Annotated in this window: 14 protein-coding genes; 3 read left to right on the forward strand and 11 right to left on the reverse strand. The window is 66.7% G+C overall.

Going from position 1 to position 16,095, the window contains the following annotated elements; translation table 11 throughout:
* Positions 1–2: 2 nt before the first annotated feature.
* From rny to pgsA, 7 genes are all read right to left on the reverse strand, one after another.
* On the reverse strand, positions 3–1,463 hold the full coding sequence (gene rny, locus ACQU6B_RS08135) for a ribonuclease Y (RefSeq protein WP_430867046.1): 1,461 nt from the start codon (positions 1,461–1,463) through the stop codon (positions 3–5).
* A gap of 54 nt (positions 1,464–1,517) precedes the next feature.
* Positions 1,518–2,045 carry a regulatory protein RecX gene (locus ACQU6B_RS08140; RefSeq protein ID WP_430867047.1) on the reverse strand — a complete coding sequence of 176 codons (528 nt, stop codon included), beginning with the start codon at positions 2,043–2,045 and terminating at the stop codon, positions 1,518–1,520.
* A 2-nt stretch (positions 2,046–2,047) separates the two neighbouring features.
* Positions 2,048–3,154 (reverse strand): recombinase RecA, encoded by a 1,107-nt coding sequence (gene recA, locus ACQU6B_RS08145; RefSeq protein WP_430867048.1) that lies wholly within the window; start codon positions 3,152–3,154, stop codon positions 2,048–2,050.
* A gap of 233 nt (positions 3,155–3,387) precedes the next feature.
* Entirely contained in the window at positions 3,388–3,624 is a 237-nt protein-coding gene (locus ACQU6B_RS08150) for a DUF3046 domain-containing protein (protein WP_430867049.1), read from the reverse strand.
* 30 nt (positions 3,625–3,654) lie between these two features.
* The gene (locus ACQU6B_RS08155) at positions 3,655–3,966 is read right to left on the reverse strand and encodes a helix-turn-helix domain-containing protein (protein WP_430867050.1); all 312 of its coding nucleotides are present in this window, start codon (positions 3,964–3,966) and stop codon (positions 3,655–3,657) included.
* Positions 3,967–4,084: 118 nt separating this feature from the next.
* Positions 4,085–4,609 carry a CinA family protein gene (locus ACQU6B_RS08160; protein ID WP_430867051.1) on the reverse strand — a complete coding sequence of 175 codons (525 nt, stop codon included), beginning with the start codon at positions 4,607–4,609 and terminating at the stop codon, positions 4,085–4,087.
* Positions 4,581–5,174, reverse strand: coding sequence for a CDP-diacylglycerol--glycerol-3-phosphate 3-phosphatidyltransferase (gene pgsA / locus ACQU6B_RS08165; protein ID WP_430867052.1), 594 nt, complete (start codon positions 5,172–5,174; stop codon positions 4,581–4,583). The genes ACQU6B_RS08160 and pgsA overlap by 29 nt, the downstream gene beginning before the upstream one ends.
* Positions 5,175–5,229: 55 nt before the next feature.
* On the opposite strand from pgsA, the gene ACQU6B_RS08170 reads away from it, so the two are divergent.
* Positions 5,230–6,594, forward strand: coding sequence for a CapA family protein (locus ACQU6B_RS08170; RefSeq protein ID WP_430867053.1), 1,365 nt, complete (start codon positions 5,230–5,232; stop codon positions 6,592–6,594).
* An 18-nt stretch (positions 6,595–6,612) separates the two neighbouring features.
* Here the strand turns inward: ACQU6B_RS08170 and ACQU6B_RS08175 are convergent, their stop codons facing one another.
* Together ACQU6B_RS08175 and ACQU6B_RS08180 are read right to left on the reverse strand one after the other, a co-directional pair.
* Positions 6,613–8,871 (reverse strand): putative bifunctional diguanylate cyclase/phosphodiesterase, encoded by a 2,259-nt coding sequence (locus ACQU6B_RS08175; RefSeq protein ID WP_430867054.1) that lies wholly within the window; start codon positions 8,869–8,871, stop codon positions 6,613–6,615.
* Positions 8,859–11,612 (reverse strand): DNA translocase FtsK 4TM domain-containing protein, encoded by a 2,754-nt coding sequence (locus ACQU6B_RS08180; protein ID WP_430867055.1) that lies wholly within the window; start codon positions 11,610–11,612, stop codon positions 8,859–8,861. Before ACQU6B_RS08180 ends, ACQU6B_RS08175 begins: the two co-directional genes overlap by 13 nt.
* 169 nt (positions 11,613–11,781) lie before the next feature.
* Here ACQU6B_RS08180 and ACQU6B_RS08185 point away from each other — a divergent pair, with 169 nt between their 5' ends.
* Both ACQU6B_RS08185 and ACQU6B_RS08190 read left to right on the forward strand, forming a co-directional pair.
* Entirely contained in the window at positions 11,782–12,684 is a 903-nt protein-coding gene (locus ACQU6B_RS08185) for a PfkB family carbohydrate kinase (RefSeq protein ID WP_430867056.1), read from the forward strand.
* Between the two features lie 93 nt (positions 12,685–12,777).
* The gene (locus ACQU6B_RS08190; protein ID WP_430867057.1) at positions 12,778–13,449 is read left to right on the forward strand and encodes a GAP family protein; all 672 of its coding nucleotides are present in this window, start codon (positions 12,778–12,780) and stop codon (positions 13,447–13,449) included.
* A gap of 60 nt (positions 13,450–13,509) precedes the next feature.
* Here ACQU6B_RS08190 and ACQU6B_RS08195 read toward each other — a convergent pair whose 3' ends face one another.
* A complete protein-coding gene (locus ACQU6B_RS08195) occupies positions 13,510–15,192 on the reverse strand; it encodes a ribonuclease J (RefSeq protein ID WP_430867058.1) in 1,683 nt (560 codons plus the stop codon).
* On the reverse strand, positions 15,193–16,089 hold the full coding sequence (gene dapA, locus ACQU6B_RS08200) for a 4-hydroxy-tetrahydrodipicolinate synthase (RefSeq protein ID WP_430867059.1): 897 nt from the start codon (positions 16,087–16,089) through the stop codon (positions 15,193–15,195). It abuts the gene before it with no gap.
* Between the last annotated feature and the right edge of the window lie 6 nt (positions 16,090–16,095).

Consider the following 16,095-nt stretch of genomic DNA (forward strand, 5'->3'; position numbering starts at 1 on the left):
ACCTATCCTGCGACGGCATCCGCACGAAGTTCGCGGATCACCGTCACTCTGATTTCTCCTGGAACGTTGAATTCCTTGCTGATGTGATCAGCAATTGTACGCGCCAGCTCCCGCGTGCCCTCGTCGTCTACCTCGTCGGGCTCCACCACCACGCGGACCTCACGTCCCGCCGCCATGGCGATGGCCTTGCTCACTCCCGCGTGCTCGCTGACGAACGTCTCGAGGTGGTTCATGCGTTCGACGTACTGCTCGACGTCGGCACGCCTGGCGCCCGGGCGGGAGGCCGAGATCGCGTCCGCCACCTGCACGATGATCGCCTCGATGCTCGCCGGCGGAACCTCGTCGTGGTGGGAGGCGATCGCGTTGACCACGTTCTCGGACTCGCCTGCCCGCAACGCGATCTCCGCGCCGATGGCCGCGTGCGTGCCTTCGCGCTCGTGGCTGTAGGCCTTGCCGAGGTCGTGCAGGAAGGCTCCGCGCCGGGTGGTCTCCACGTCGGCGCCAACGGCCAGCGCGATGTCCGCCGCTATCTGAGAGGTCTCGACCAGGTGCGCGAGCACGTTCTGACCGTAGGAGCTGCGCAGTCGCAGCACGCCGAGCGTGTCGATGATCTCCTGGGGCACGCCGCTGACCCCGGCTGCCTCCAACGCGTCGAGCCCAGCGTCACGGTGTCGCTGCGCGGCACCCGCGACGGCGCGCGCGTAGGCCGCCTCGACCCGCTGAGGCTGAATGCGACCGTCCTCGACGAGGGCAGCCAGCGTCACCGCCGCAATCTCCCTTCGCTCCACGTCGAAGCACGAGAGCTGCACCGCGTCCACGCCCTCCTCGACGATCACGTTGACGCCGGTCAGCGCCTCGAACGCGCGGATGTTGCGTCCCTCGCGTCCAATGATCCGGCCCTTCATCTCCTCAGAGGGCAGGTCGATCCAGGTGACCGAGGCCTCGGACGCGGTGGGCGCGGCTTGGCGCTGCATCGCGTCGACCAAAATCGCGCGCGAACGCTCCTCCGCCGAGCTCTTGCCAGCCTTCTCGATCCTGCGGACCTCTGCGGCGGCCTCGGTCCGCGCCTTCTCGGTTATGCCGGCGATGAGCCGGGCCTTGGCCTCGCTCACGGTCGTCCCGGCCAGGGTCGCCATCGCGTCGGCGTGTTCCTTATTGAGGCGGTCGCGCTCGGCGACCAGTCGCTTCTCGTCCTTCGCGACGGTCGAGACCCGCTCGTCGAGGCTTCGGGCATACCGCTGGGCGTTGCGCTGATCCTCGGCGAGTTCCTTCTCTCGCAGCAGGGCGCGCTCCTCGCGGCGCTTCGCGTCGTCTATGCGCTCGCGTGCGTCGTCTCTTACCGACTTGGTGTCACGCTGGGCAGCGTCTCGCAAAGCCGACGCCTCGCGGCGCGCGAACATCACTAGCAGCAAGGACAGTAGCGACGCCCCGAGCAATAACACAACGATCGTCGACTGCACCACCCAAGCACTCCCCTCGTCCTGCGCGCAAAGTACCCTTAGCGACGCGTCGCACGCCTACATAGAACGCGTTTCCTCACTATCGGCATTATCCAGGGATTTCACAACCCCAAACGCCAGGCTAGGCGAGTAGCCCTTACGTCCAAGCATGGCGACGGTTCTCCGCACGCGCACCTCGGGCTCCAGCCCGTCCAGTTTTCGCCAGCGCTTGAGCGCGAGTTCACTGGCCCGTTCGAACTCGTCTTCGTCATCGATTTGCGCCAGTGCCGAGTCGATATCCGGCTGCTCAAAGCCCTTGCGCCGCAGCTCAACCTCGATGACCCTGCGCGAGCAACCGCGCTCGGCATGCCGGGTACGCGCGATAGCGGCCGCGAGGGTCCGGTCGTCAAGCAGCCCCACCTCGACGTAGCGCTCGACGATCTCTTCGATCACCGGTTCAATCACGTGTCGCTTGCGCAGGGCGTCGCGCAGTTGGCCAGACGAACGCGGCGCGTTCGCGAGGATCCGCAGCGCCATCGCGCGCGCGCGCTCGGCGGACTCCACCGGTGTCGTGGTGGTGGAGTCCTGCCGAGCGCGTGGTTCCATGCCTAGAAGGAGCTCCGCGCCTTCTTAGCGGCCGGCTTAGCCTTGGGTGCCGCCGCGGCAAGTTCTTCGTCTGTGGGGGGCGCTGGCTCCTTCACGGGCGACTCAACGGGCACCACGCCGATGCCGAGCTTGGTCTTGATCTTCTGCTCGATCTCGATCGCCAACTCTGGGTTGTCCTTGAGGAACGTACGGGCATTCTCCTTGCCCTGGCCCAACTGGTCGCCCTCGTAGGTGTACCAAGAGCCGGACTTCTTCACGAAGCCCTGCTCCACACCCAGGTCGATGATGCCGCCCTCGGCGGAAATCCCCTTGCCGTAGAGAATGTCGAACTCAGCCTGCTTGAACGGGGGCGCCACCTTGTTCTTGACGACCTTGACGCGGGTGCGGTTTCCCACCGCCTCCGTGCCCTCCTTGAGGGTCTCGATACGGCGCACGTCGAGTCGAACAGACGCGTAGAACTTGAGCGCCTTGCCTCCCGAGGTGGTCTCCGGCGAGCCGAAGAACACGCCGATCTTCTCGCGCAACTGGTTGATGAAGATGGCGGTGGTTCCGGTCTGCGAGATCGCTCCAGTGATCTTGCGCAGCGCCTGCGACATCAGTCGCGCCTGGAGTCCAACGTGGCTGTCTCCCATCTCGCCCTCGATCTCCGCCTTGGGCACCAGGGCCGCGACGGAGTCGATCACCAGAATGTCGATGCTTCCCGACCGGATGAGGATGTCGGCGATCTCCAGAGCCTGCTCGCCCGTGTCCGGCTGCGAGACGAGCAGGTTGTCGGTGTCGACACCCAGCGCCTTCGCGTACTCGGGGTCGAGCGCGTGCTCGGCGTCGATGAACGCAGCGGTGCCGCCCTGCTTTTGCATGCTGGCGACTGCGTGCAGCGCCACGGTGGTCTTTCCGGAGGACTCGGGGCCGTAGATCTCGACGACGCGGCCGCGAGGCAAGCCTCCTACGCCGAGCGCGATGTCGAGAGCGATCGAGCCGGTCGGAATTGCGGCGATCGCGACCTTCTGGCTGTCTCCGAGTCGCATCAGCGACCCCTTGCCGAATTGGCGGTCGATCTGTCCGAGCGCCGCCTCAAGTGCCTTAGAGCGGTCTGGTGTTGCAGCCATTGTCGTTGTCCAATCTCGTCAGTGCGTTGCGTGTAGGTGACTCCCGTGAGGCAGACACCTCACCCAAGCCGTTCATGTCCAGATACGACGCTATGCCGCACCTCTGACATCGGCGCTACTCAGGCTCTCGCGTTGGCGAACATGAGCGGTGCTCCACGTCTTGTGCACCACAGTAATCGAACGGGTGTTCGATTGGAAGCGACACGCCGAATACAGGAATCGCGTTGGTGTGCTTAGTAGCGCGGCGGCGGCACGATGCGCTCACGGTCGCCGCCGTCGCGGCGCTGGACGGGCACCTGCATCTGGTTGCAGATCGCGTGCCACACGTCGCGAGGATCGATACCGTCCTCGAGCGACTTAGCCGCAGTGCGTGAGTCGAGATCGTCTAGGGCCAGCTCCCGCGCGAGGGTGCGCGAATAGGCCTCGCCAAAGATGTGATCCATGAGTTCCCAGAACTCGCTGAGCCTCACGGGCGTGCCGCTGTACGGCTGGCGAAGAGACTAACGGGCGTGCATCGAGCTGAGCAGCTCGGGAACCGTGTCGGGGATCGACGGCATCAGCGCGGCATCGGCCAGTGACTCGGCGGTCTCGAAGCGGTCGGAGACCTCACTCAGGATGGCCGACATCGGAACGTCTAGCGCATCGCAGATGGAGGCCAGCAGTTCGGACGATGCTTCCTTCTGGCCTCGTTCGACCTCGGAGAGGTATCCCAGCGACACTCGCGCGCCGGAGGAGATGTCGCGCAGGGTCTTGCCCTGCAGCAGACGTGCGTCGCGAAGGACATCGCCGATCTCGTTGCGGAGGATTGGCATGCGCACTCGCCTTCCGGTCATTTTCGCGTTGGTGAGCCCCGCACCCCTCACGGGAATGGCAGTGCTCTTTCGGTTAAACGCAGTTCCTTGGTCCATATTTCTCACAACGCACATTACCTTACGGTTGTTCCCCATTTCCAGACACAACGGGTTCGTGTCCGCCCAACGCTGAAAAAAGTTCGCCCAGTGCGGCGTTCACAGCACTCGCGACCACCTCTGCGCGACCGCCCTTGAAGGCAAACTCGGTAGCGCGGGCTAGGCCCGGACCCACGACGCCGATGAACACCACCCCGACCTCCTGGCCGGCGTGTGGCAGGGGGCCCGCGACGCCTGTGGTCGACACCGCAAAGTCTACGCCGAGCCGGCTTCGGGCGCCGTGAGCCATCGCGAGGGCGGTGTCCGCGGAGACCGCCCCGACCTGGTCCAACACGCTCTGCGGGACGCCCAAAAGGTCGCGCTTCACCTCGGCGCCGTAGGCGACGATGGCGCCACCCCATACGTCCGAGGCGCCGGGTACCGCGGTGACCGCGGCGCTCACCGCTCCGCCGGTCAGAGACTCGGCGGAGCCCAGCGAGAGGGACCCCGCTCGAGCGAGGTAGATGATGTCTGCGGGGTCAGGCTGCCACATCGGGACGGCTTCCATCGCGGCCATTTTGCACGTCGCGCTGATGGCGGCGGGCGGCGACGATGCGGCGCATGTAGTCGTAGCCTGTGACGAGAGCGAGAACGACGGACGCGATGAGCAGCGCGTAAGCCACGTAGTCGACCCAGGCCTCGGTGTTCGGCCACAGGAAGATCGTGATCGCGATGACTTGGAGCGCGGTCTTGACCTTGCCTCCCTGCGACGCTGGGATGACTGTGTCCCCCGCCACCATGAGTCGACCCACGGTGACCGCAATCTCGCGCACGGCGAGCACGATGAAGGCCCACCAGCCGATGCCGTCGATCAACGAGATCATCGCGAGTGCCGAAAGGATGAGCACCTTGTCCGCGATCGGGTCGGCCAACTTGCCGAACGTCGACACCACCGCCCAACGTCGCGCCAGGTAGCCATCCAGGAAGTCGGTAGCGCCGGCGATCAGAAAGACGACGAGCGCCCACCACCGGTCCGGGCCCTCAGCGCCGTTGTCTGCAAGCAGGAGCAGCACCATCACCGGCACCGCTAAAAGGCGGGCGGCGGTCAGGATGTTGGGAAGGGCAGCGCTCACAGGTTCACCTTACTGGCGTACGGGCCGACCCACGGCACGGGCGATAATGGTGCGCATGTCCCCGTCGCGCGAGCCCTCGCATTCCTCAGGACCACGCGCGAGCCTCTCACTCTGGCTCACCACGGGTGTCGCCGCCATAGCGATCGCCGCGGCCGGGGTCGCCATCGGGATGAATGCGTCGGCGTCGGAGTCCGACTCGAATACGGGCGCTGAACCCGGACCGACCGCCACGTCCACGCCGTCCACATCGACAGCCCCCGACGCGGCACGCGCCGCCGCACCACCGCCCGCTCCCGCCAGCGAGGTCAACGCGCCCGCCGATGATGGCACAGTGACCTTCACCCTCGCCGCGGCGGGCGACGTGCTCACGCACGGCCCCGTGCTGACCTCCGCGCGGACGTCTGACGGATATGACTTTGCACCGCTTCTCGACCCGGTCCGCGACTATGTCGCGAATCCGGACTTGGCAATCTGCCACCTCGAGGTCCCGGTAGCGCCCGCGGGCACTGAGCCGAGCGGATACCCGGTCTTCGGCGCCCCCGAGGAGATAGTTGGAGCCCTACACGACGAGGGCTGGGACGGGTGCTCCACCGCATCGAACCACTCGTTGGACCGTGGCTTTGCCGGGGTCGAAGCGACCCTCGATACCTTCGACGACGTCGGCATGGGCCACTCCGGAACCGCGCGCACGGAGGTGGAGGCCGACTCGGTCCAGATGTACCGGGTCCGCACGGGTGGTCGCCTCGTCACCGTCGCCAATATCTCCTACTCATACGGGCTGAACGGCCTGCCCAAGCCCAGCGGCAAGCCGTGGGCTGCCAACACCTTTGATGCGGACGCGGAGGACGCGCAGCCCATCATCGACCGCGCGCAGGACGCCCGCGACGCCGGGGCCGAGGTGGTGATCGCCTCCGTGCACTGCTGCGTCGAGTACCAAACCGCCCCCACCGACGCTCAGCGCGCGATCGTCGAGGAGATAGCCGCCTCCGGCCTCGTCGACCTTTACATCGGACATCACGCCCACGTTCCTCAGCCCATCGAGCTCACTCCCGGTGGACCGAGTGGCGAGGGAATGTGGACGGCGTTCGGCCTGGGCAACTTCCTGTCGAACCAGGACACCCAGTGTTGTGTCGCGAACACCAACTCGGGAATTCTGCTCTCCGCGACGTTTGCCGTGTCGCCGGACGACGACGTCGACGTGGGCGTCGAATGGACCGCCGTCACAGTAGACCGACGTGACAGCCACACGGTGCACGCCCTCCGGGATATCCCAGACGGCACCACGACCCTCACCTCGCAGGAGGTCGCCGCCCGGCTTAAGCGAGTGAGCGAAGCGGCCGGGACGCAGGCCTCCGAGCGGACTGAGCCCGCGGCAGCGGCCGCCGACGACTCCTATTGGGTGCCACGCGGTCAGAGTTAGCCTGGGTCCGTCGCGGGGCTACTCCGCGGCCGTCTCGAACTGCTCGTCGCGCGGCAAGGGGTCGATCAGGCTCGTGGAGAACTCGGTCTCTGCCGAGTACACCGCAGCGGCGGGCTGTGCCACCCCAAACAGCCATCCCTGGCCGTAGCGCCAGCCGCAGTTGCCGAGGAATTGCGCCTGCGCCTCGGTCTCGATTCCCTCCGCGATGGTCGCAAGCCCCAGTTCCCTCGCGAGGGCCCCCAGGGCACGCGACACCCGGGCTCCGGCGGGGTCCTCGGGGATCCCGGCCACGAACGACATGTCGAGCTTCACGCCGGAGACAGGCAGGTCACGCAGGTAGGACAGCGGCGACACACCCGTACCGAAGTCGTCCAGCAGGATCGGCACGCCGGCGTTGCGAAGCTCCGTGAGCTCGTGCCTGATTCGAGTGTTGGGCGCGACCAGGGAAGCCTCGGTCAACTCGACGACCATGCGCCGCGCGCTGATGCGGTGATGCCCGATGGCGCTCAGCATGCGGTCAGCAAACTCGGAGTCGCCCAGCTGATCCGCGGAGACGTTGAGCGATACCCACGCCGTGTCGCTGGGCACACGCGACAGGAAGGTGGCCGCCTGATCGACGAGCGCGGAGCCGAGCACCACCGACAGCTTCTTGTCGTTGATAAGCGGCAGGAATGCGCCGGGAAGCAGCAGCCCTCGCGTGGGGTGCTGCCACCGGACCAGGGCCTCGTAACCCACGACGGTGCGGCTGCTGAGTTCGAGCACTGGTTGGTAGTGCAGGACCAGGTCGCCGTTCTCGATCGCATGGGTCAACTCGGTTGCGAGAGCGCTGTGCGTAGCGGTGGATGCCCTCATCGAGGGATCGAACACCTCGGTGCGAGACTTGCCGGAGGACTTGGCGCGGTACATCGCCGCGTCTGCTGCGCTGAGCAGCGCCGGGGCGCCGCCCTCCGCCGTGCTCTCGTCGGCGGTGGCGATCCCGAGTGACGCGTTCAGCGTGATCATGTGCCGCTTGACCTGCAGCGGTCGCTTGAGACCGGTGTGGACCGCCCCCGCGATCTCAAAGAGCGCCGCGGGACAGTCGTCGTCCTGCACCACGATGACGAATTCGTCGCCGCCGATGCGCGCCACGGTGCCGCGTCCGGCGGTCGCCGCACGCAGGACCCCTGCGACGTGGACCAGGGCGTTGTCTCCCGTGGCGTGGCCGAACCGGTCGTTAAGGCCCTTGAAGCCGTCGAGGTCCACCGCGATGACGCCGGCGCGGTCAACGGCGTCCGGCTGCTCGAGCATCTGCTGGAGCACGTCGTGCAGCAGCGTGCGGTTCGCGAGCCCCGTCAGCGGGTCGTGCATGGCGCGGTGCGCGAGCAACTCCGAGTGCATACGGTCGTCGGTCGAGTCGCGGACCTGCACGACGTAGTGATCGGGGGCACCACCCGCGTACCGCACGAGCCCCACGTCGAGGACGGCCCACACCACGTTGCCGTCGGCGCGCACGTAGCGCTTCTCGAGCGAGAAGTGATTCTGATGCCCGTCGTAGAGCCGCTGCAACTGGTCGCGTTCGGCCTGCAGGTCCTGCGGGTGCGAGAGCGCTGAGAACGGCGTGCCACGCAACGCGGCGACCGTGGATCCCATCATCTCCGCGAATGCGCGGTTTGCCTCCATGAGGCGCCACTCGAGGTCGACCAGCGCCATCCCCGTGGGGGCGTTCTCCATGGCCTTGCGGAACTGCGAGTCGGAGCGATTGAGCGCCTCGGCAGCCTCGCGTAGGCCGCTGGTGTCCATGATCGTGGTCACGGTGATGCTGGTGCCGTCGTGATCGCTCTCGACGCACGTCGAGCGCACCTGGATCCATCGGACGTCGTCCGCGCCGCGGCGTCCTGGTACTCCAACCACGCGCGCCTTGCCTGTCTCATTCGGAGTAAAGGCCTCATTCACCAACAGCGGGCGCATGTGCGCGTCGACCATCCTGATGGGGAGCCGCATGACCGGCTTGCCCAGCGCATCGGAAGCACTCAGGCCGAGGATGTGCGCGGCCATGTCGGAGACCATCGCAACGTCCCCGCTGGCGCGAGTGATGATGACGCCATCGCGCGCGGACGACAGCACCGCGTCGAACTGCTGACGCAGTTCGCGCTCGTGCGCGAGCGCGGCGTCGTGCGCCCTGCGCTCTCGACTGGAACGCCAAAAGTAGTAAAAGGCAAATACCGCTAGAACCACCAGCAGGCCGGCGACTGCAACGACAAAGCCCGGCTGCTCAAACAGTTCTGCTAATCCGCCCATGGCCCTTCCCCAGCGTCGTCCTCGACGTCATCATTGCCAACACTAGCGGGTGTGTCGCCGCGAAGAATCGCGAGGGTGCCAGCGAGGTCGTCTGGCATGACCAGGACGTCGCGAGCCTTGGATCCATGGGAGGGGCCAACGATCTCTCTACTCTCCAGCAGATCCATGAGGCGACCGGCCTTGGCGAAGCCCATCTTGAGCTTGCGCTGCAGCATCGAGGTAGACCCGAGTTGGGTGGTGATCACTAGCTCCGCCGCCTGCAGAAGGTCGTCCAGGTCGTCCCCGATGTCCTCGGATACGACGGCGGAATTCGACGCCTGGATCACGTCGCTGCGGAACTCTGGCTGCGCCTGGCGCTTGACGTGCTCGACCGCCTCGTGGATCTCGGTCTCCGTCACCCACGCGCCTTGGACGCGCATCGGCTTCGATGAACCCATCGGCAGGAACAGCGCATCGCCCTGCCCGATCAGCTTCTCCGCCCCCGGCATGTCGAGCACGACGCGGCTATCCGCGAGGGACGACGTGGCGAAGGCGAGCCGCGACGGCACGTTGGCCTTGATGGTTCCGGTGATGATGTCGACCGACGGGCGCTGGGTCGCGAGCACCAGGTGGATACCGGCGGCACGCGCGAGCTGCGTGATGCGCTGGATCGACTCGTCGACGTCTCGCGGCGCGACCATCATCAGGTCGGCGAGCTCGTCCACAATCACCAGCAGGTAGGGATACGTGTGGATCTTGCGCTCCGAGCCTGGCAGCGGCTTCACCTTGCCCGCACGCACGGCCTTGTTGAAGTCGTCGACGTGCTTGTAGCCGAACAGCGCAAGGTCGTCGTAGCGCATATCCATCTCTTTCACCACCCACTCGAGGGCCTGTGCGGCCTTCTTCGGGTCGGTGATGATGGGGGTGATGAGGTGCGGAATTCCCTCGTACATGGTGAGTTCCACGCGCTTGGGGTCGACGAGGACCATGCGGACTTCCTGAGGCGTCGAGCGCATCAGGATCGACGTGATCATGGAATTGACGAAGCTCGACTTACCGGCGCCGGTCGCTCCAGCGACCAGGAGGTGAGGCATCTTGGCGAGGTTCGCCATGACGTACCCGCCCTCGACGTCCTTGCCGATGCCGATGGCCATGGGGTGGTCGTTCTTAATGGCCACCTGGGAGCGGAGCACGTCACCCAGTGCGACGGTCTCGCGGTCGACGTTGGGAATCTCGATACCGATCGCCATCTTGCCCGGGATCGGCGACAGGATGCGGATGTCGGCGCTTGCCACGGCGTACGCGATGTTCTTGGACAGTTGGGTGATCTTCTCGACCTTGACCCCGTGCCCGAGCTCCACTTCGTACCGCGTGACCGTGGGTCCGCGCGTGAACCCGGTGACAGTCGCGTCGACGCCGAACTGCTCGAGCACGCTCTTGAGCGACTCGACCACGCGGTCGTTGGCCGCGGAGCGCGTCTTGTGGGGAGCGCCTGCAACCAGCATGTGCGGGTCGGGCAACACGTAAGGGTTGGAGTTCTCGAGCTTGCCCTGCTCACCCCGGGGGACGATGCTGGTGGACTCCGGCGCCTTGACTCCCCCTGCGACGGCCGCCACGGCGAGCGCCGCCGCTTCGTCCGAGGTCTCCAGGACCTCGGTGACGTCGTAGGGCGACAGCCCGGCGGCACCAGGCTGCGGAACGGCGCCTGGATAAACCGAGGTCTCCGAGATCTCTTCGGTGCCGGGTGCGTGCGCATCGTGCGCCGCCCTCGCGTCACGCTTGGCCTGATCCGCGGCTCTGGCCTCGGCCTCCGCACGCGCCTGCGCCGCGCGGTGCTCTCCACCCGGGTCGATGATGTCGTCGAACTCGCTACCCTCTTGCGCCGCCGTCGCGGCGGCGGCCGCGAATGCCTCGTCCGCCTCGTACCCATCGATGTCGCTGGTGGCTGGCTCGGGACTCATCTTGCTGCGCGCACGCTCGATCAGGCTCGGCCCGCGCTGCTTCTTCTGCTTTTCTCCGGCGCGTGCCAGCGTGCGATGCTCGGGCAGGTCGAGCCCCGCGTCGTCGCCGTCCTCGTCCCCGTCGCCCTCGCTGCGGCCAAAGAGGTGACGCACGCGCGGGATCACTTCGCGCAGCGGAATGCCGGCGATGATGAGGATCGCGAGCAGCCCAAGCAGGACCAGTACCGTGACGGCGAGACCCGGCGTGAGGATCGCGGCGAGCGGCGAGCCGACGAGGTATCCCATCACCCCACCCGCTGACTGCAGCGCTTCGAGGCCGTCAGCCCCCGGCGACGGCGTTCCCTTCGCGATGTGGATGATCGCGTCGACGATGACGGTCAGCATCAGCACGCCGAGCGCGATGCGGTTGTTGGTGTGACCCTCCTGGGGGGCGCGGAACAGCCTGATCGCCATGACGAGCAGCAACACTGGAATGGCAAAGGCGAGGACGCCGAAGGTCCCGGCCGCGACAAAGTGCACGGCGGTCCCGGCCCAGCTGGACAGGCTCCACCATTCGCGTGCGGCGATGATGATCGCGAAGATCAGCAGGGTGATGGCCAGGCCATCCCGCCGTACCTCCGGGCTCACGTCGCGTGCCCCGTGGCCGATGCCGCGCACTCCCCCGCCAACGGCGTGGGCTGCGCCAGAGCCTACCGACTTGATTCCACGCACCAGCGTGGGAGGCGGTTGCTGCTGCTTCTTTGCGGGCGTGCGGGACTTAGCTCCCTTGGGTGCGGTGCGACCTGGACGTGACTGTGCCATGTTTCAGCACGCTACTCCCCGCACGTGGCGCTGGGGCGTTGCCATGCCGCGCGCGCGCTCATCGGGCCACATCGCGCGGGCTCGGTTCGCCAGCCGAGCCTCCCTGCAACGCATAGGCAACCGGATGCGCCACACTGGGCTAAATCAACGGAGGAGGGGGCACGGGCCAGTGACCAAGCGAGCTCGAGCGCGACTAGTGGTGGTCGGCGCGATCAACCAGGACCAGATCGTGTCCGTCCCGCACATTCCCCTGCCCGGGGAGACCGTCCTCGGCCGCTCCTTTCGCAGCCGACCGGGCGGCAAAGGAGCCAACCAGGCGGCGGCCGCGGCCCGGGCGGGCGCAGAGGTCACGCTGGTGTCCGCAGTGGGGCAGGACGACGCGGGTCGCTCGCTCCTTAGACACCTGGCCTCCGCCGGAGTCGACATCGCTCACGTAGTCACCGACTCCTCGGCCCCGTCCGGAGTGGCGCTCATCGCAGTCAGCCCGAGTGGAGAGAACTCGATCGTGGTGGCGCTCGGCGCTGCCGCGGGCCTCGACCCGGTCGCTACCGCAGGCACGGTCGCGACCCTGATCTCCGCGGGGGACGTGCTGCTCACTCAACTTGAGTTGCCGCAGGCCGTTGTCACCGCGAGTTGCAGCGCAGCCGGCGCGGCTGGCGCGCGAGTGGTGCTCAATTACTCGCCGGTGCGCGAGGTCCCAGCCGACGTGCTTGTGGCGGCGGATCCGCTGATCGTCAACGCCGGCGAGGCGGCCGCGCTGGCGGGGTTTCCGGTGCAGAGCCGGGACGATGCGGAGCGCGCCGCCCGTTCGCTCGCCGCGAGGGCACGCTCCGTCGTCATCACCCTTGGCCCGGTTGGCGCCGTCGCGTACGGCGACAATCAGCTGACCTTCTGCGCCGGGCTGCCGGTGACGGCGGTGGACACGACTGGCGCGGGCGACAGTTTCGCCGGGGCGCTCGCCGCCGCGCTCGGCACCGGAGCGACTCTGCATGAGGCGACTCTTCTCGGGATTGCGGCGGGCGCGGCGACCGTTCAGCATGAGGGGGCGCAGCCGCCGGCCAGTGCGGATTAGCTGCCGCTAGACTGCGCACCAATTCCCTGTCGCGGCGCCGTCGGTTGCGCCGCTGCTCGGACAGGGTTGGGCCAACGTAAGGAACGCACTCACATGAACGCTGTCATCGGAGAGATTCTGCCGCTCGCGGTAGGCGTCGCGCTCACCCCCTTCGCCGTCATCGCGGTGATCCTGATGTTCATGACCCCCCAGGCCCGATCAACCAGCGTCGCGTTTCTCATCGGGTGGGTCGCCGGGATCGCCCTGCTGGTCATCGCGGTCGCGGAGCTGTCCTCTACGCTTCCGCAGGACGACTCAGACGGGTCCGACCCGACCAAGGGCGCGATCCACCTGGTACTGGGCGCGTTGCTGCTGTTCTTCGCCCTTAAGCAGTGGCGTGGACGGCCCGCCGCCGGCGAGGATGTAGAGGCACCGGCGTGGATGGCGAGCATCGATCACATGACGGTCCCGCGCTCGCTGGTGATCGGCTTCCTGATCGCGGCGGTCGGCCCCAAGAACCTCATCGTGGGGGCCAGCGCGGGGGTCGCGATCGGCTCCGCGTCGCTCGCCGGAGGCGAGTTCACCCTAGTCGTCGCGATCTACACGCTGGTCGCGGCATCGACCGTGCTCATTCCCGTCATCGCCTACCTGGTGGCAGCCGACCGGTTGCGTGCTCCGCTGGACCGCCTGCGCGCTTGGCTGCAGCATGAGAACGCCACCATCATGGCGATCCTCCTGCTGGTTTTCGGCGTCATTTCCATCGGCAAGGGCATCGGCAGCTTCTAACGGCTGCCCCACCCGCCCCTAGCCACTCGCGACGGGGTATGCCCCGCCGCGAGTGAGTCGCTAGGCCTCGATGACGATGGGGATGATGATGGGGCGACGGCGCAGCTTGGTGCCCGCGAAGCGACCGAGAGTGCGGCGCATCACCTGCTGAAGCTGGTGGTTGTCGGTCGACCCGGACGCCGCGGCATCTTCGAGTGCTGACTTGATCTTGGGCAGGATCGCGTCGAACACGCTATCGTCCTCCGCGATGCCGCGAGCGTGAACCGTGGGGCCAGAAATTACCTTGCCGTTGGCGGAGTCGACCACCGCGAAGACGGAGACGAAGCCCTCCTCGGACATGATGCGGCGGTCCTTGAGTTCGGCGTCGGTGATCTCGCCAACCGATGACCCGTCGACGTAGACGTTGTGCATCTCGATCGCGCCGACCACCTTGGCCATGCCGTCCTGCAGGTCCACGACGACGCCGTTCTCGGCGAACACGACGCGGTTCTTGGGGATGCCGGTCTTGATGGCCAGGTTGCCATTCGCGAGTAGGTGACGCACCTCGCCGTGAACGGGCATGACGTTCTTGGGACGCACGATGTTGTAGCAGTACAGCAGCTCGCCAGCGCTGGCGTGGCCGGAGACGTGCACGCGTGCGGTTCCCTGGTGGACCACTGTCGCTCCGAGGCGCATCAGTCCGTTGATCACTCGGTACACGGCGTTCTCGTTGCCCGGAATGAGCGACGATGCGAGGATCACCAGGTCGCCGGGGCCCACCTTGAGGCGGTGGTCCAGGTTGGCGATGCGGCTGAGCGCGGCCATCGGCTCGCCCTGCGAACCGGTGCACATGTAGACCACCTTGTTCGGCGGCATCTCGTCGGCCTTCTTGACGTCCACCACCAGGTTCGGCGGGACGGTGAGGTAGCCCATCTCGGAGGCGATGCCCATGTTGCGAACCATCGAGCGGCCCACAAACGCGACCTTGCGGCCGTGCGCGTGCGCGGCGTTGAGCACCTGCTGCACGCGGTGCACGTGGCTCGCGAAGCTCGCTACCACCACGCGGCCAGTCGCGTTGGCGAACTGCTGGTCGAGGACCGGGGTGATCTCCACCTCGGACATCGTGAAGCCGGGGCTCTCCGCGTTAGTCGAGTCGACCATGAACAGGTCGACGCCCTGCTCGCCGAGGCGTGCAAAGCCGCGCAGGTCGGTGATGCGGCCGTCCAGCGGCAGCTGGTCCATCTTGAAGTCACCGGTGTGCAGAACGGAGCCCGCGGGGGTGTTGATGTACACGGCGAGCGCGTCGGGAATCGAGTGGTTGACCGCCACGAACTCCAGGTCGAAGTCGTGCAGCTTCTCCTTCTGCCCCTCCTTCACCGCGAGGGTGACGGGCGTGATGCGGTGCTCCTTGAGCTTGGCCTCGATGAATGCGAGGGTGAGCTGCGAGCCGATGATCGGGATGTCGCGACGCAGGCGCAACAGGTAGGGAACGGCGCCGATGTGGTCCTCGTGGCCGTGCGTGAGGACGATCGCCTCGACGTCGTCCATCCGGTCCTCGATGTAGCTGAAGTCGGGCAGGATCAGGTCCACGCCGGGCTGGTTGTCCTCGGGAAACAGGACACCGCAGTCGACAATCAGCAGCTTGCCGCGGTACTCGAACACGGCCATGTTGCGGCCCACTTCGCCGAGTCCACCGAGCGGGACGATGCGCATCGCGTCGGGGTTGAGGGCGGGAGGAGCCTTGAGTTCCGGGTGAAAGTTCATTTAATTCTTCAATCCTGCGGCGACTAACGCCGCGGTGAGGGAGTCATACTCCTGAGAGGTGGCCGGGAGCAGCGGCAGCCGCATGTGGCGACCGCTCAAGACGCCGAGCGCCTGCATTCCGGCCTTGGCCATCGTTGCACCTGGACCGGGCGACATGATTGCCGCGGTGACCGGAGAGGTGCGTTCATTCAATTCTTCGGCAAGCGACGTGTTGCCGGCATCGTGAGCCGCGATCATGTCGCGCACCCATTCGCCCGCCACGTGGCTCACCACGGAGACGACACCTACGGCGCCGACTCGCATAAATTCGAGGGTGAGAGGGTCGTCGCCCGAATACCAGGCCACGTCGGAACGTTCGATGCGGGACTTGGCCTGCGCCACGTCCCCCGTCGCGTCCTTCAGAGCCTTGACCGTGGGCAACTGAGAAATCTTGTCGAAAGCATCGTCGCCGATCGCGAGCGCGGTGCGTCCCGGGATGTCGTAAATCATCACCGGCAGGTCCGACGCGTCGCAGATCGCGTTGAAGTGAGCGACCACGCCCGCCTGCGAGGGCTTCGAGTAGTACGGGGTGAGTGCGAGGATGCCATGCGCCCCGCATTCCTGGGCCTGGGCTGCCATCATGACGGCGTGGGCGGTGTCGTTGGACCCCGCGCCGGCGACGACCATTGCGCGGTCGCCCACGGCCTCGACAATCGCGCGAGTGAGGTCTTCCTTCTCCGGCGCGTGCGTGGTGGGAGCCTCGCCAGTCGTACCCGAGATCACCAGCCCGTCGCTGCCGTGATCCACGAGGTACTTCGCGAGCCTCTGAGCGCCTTCGAGGTCGATAGATCCGTCGTCGAACATTGGCGTCACCATCGCGGTGAGCACCGTGCCAAAGGGGCGTTGAGCAGAGGTCATGCCCCT

Origin of the sequence: Demequina aurantiaca (assembly GCF_050598105.1) — a bacterium.
GTDB lineage: Bacteria > Actinomycetota > Actinomycetes > Actinomycetales > Demequinaceae > Demequina > Demequina aurantiaca_A.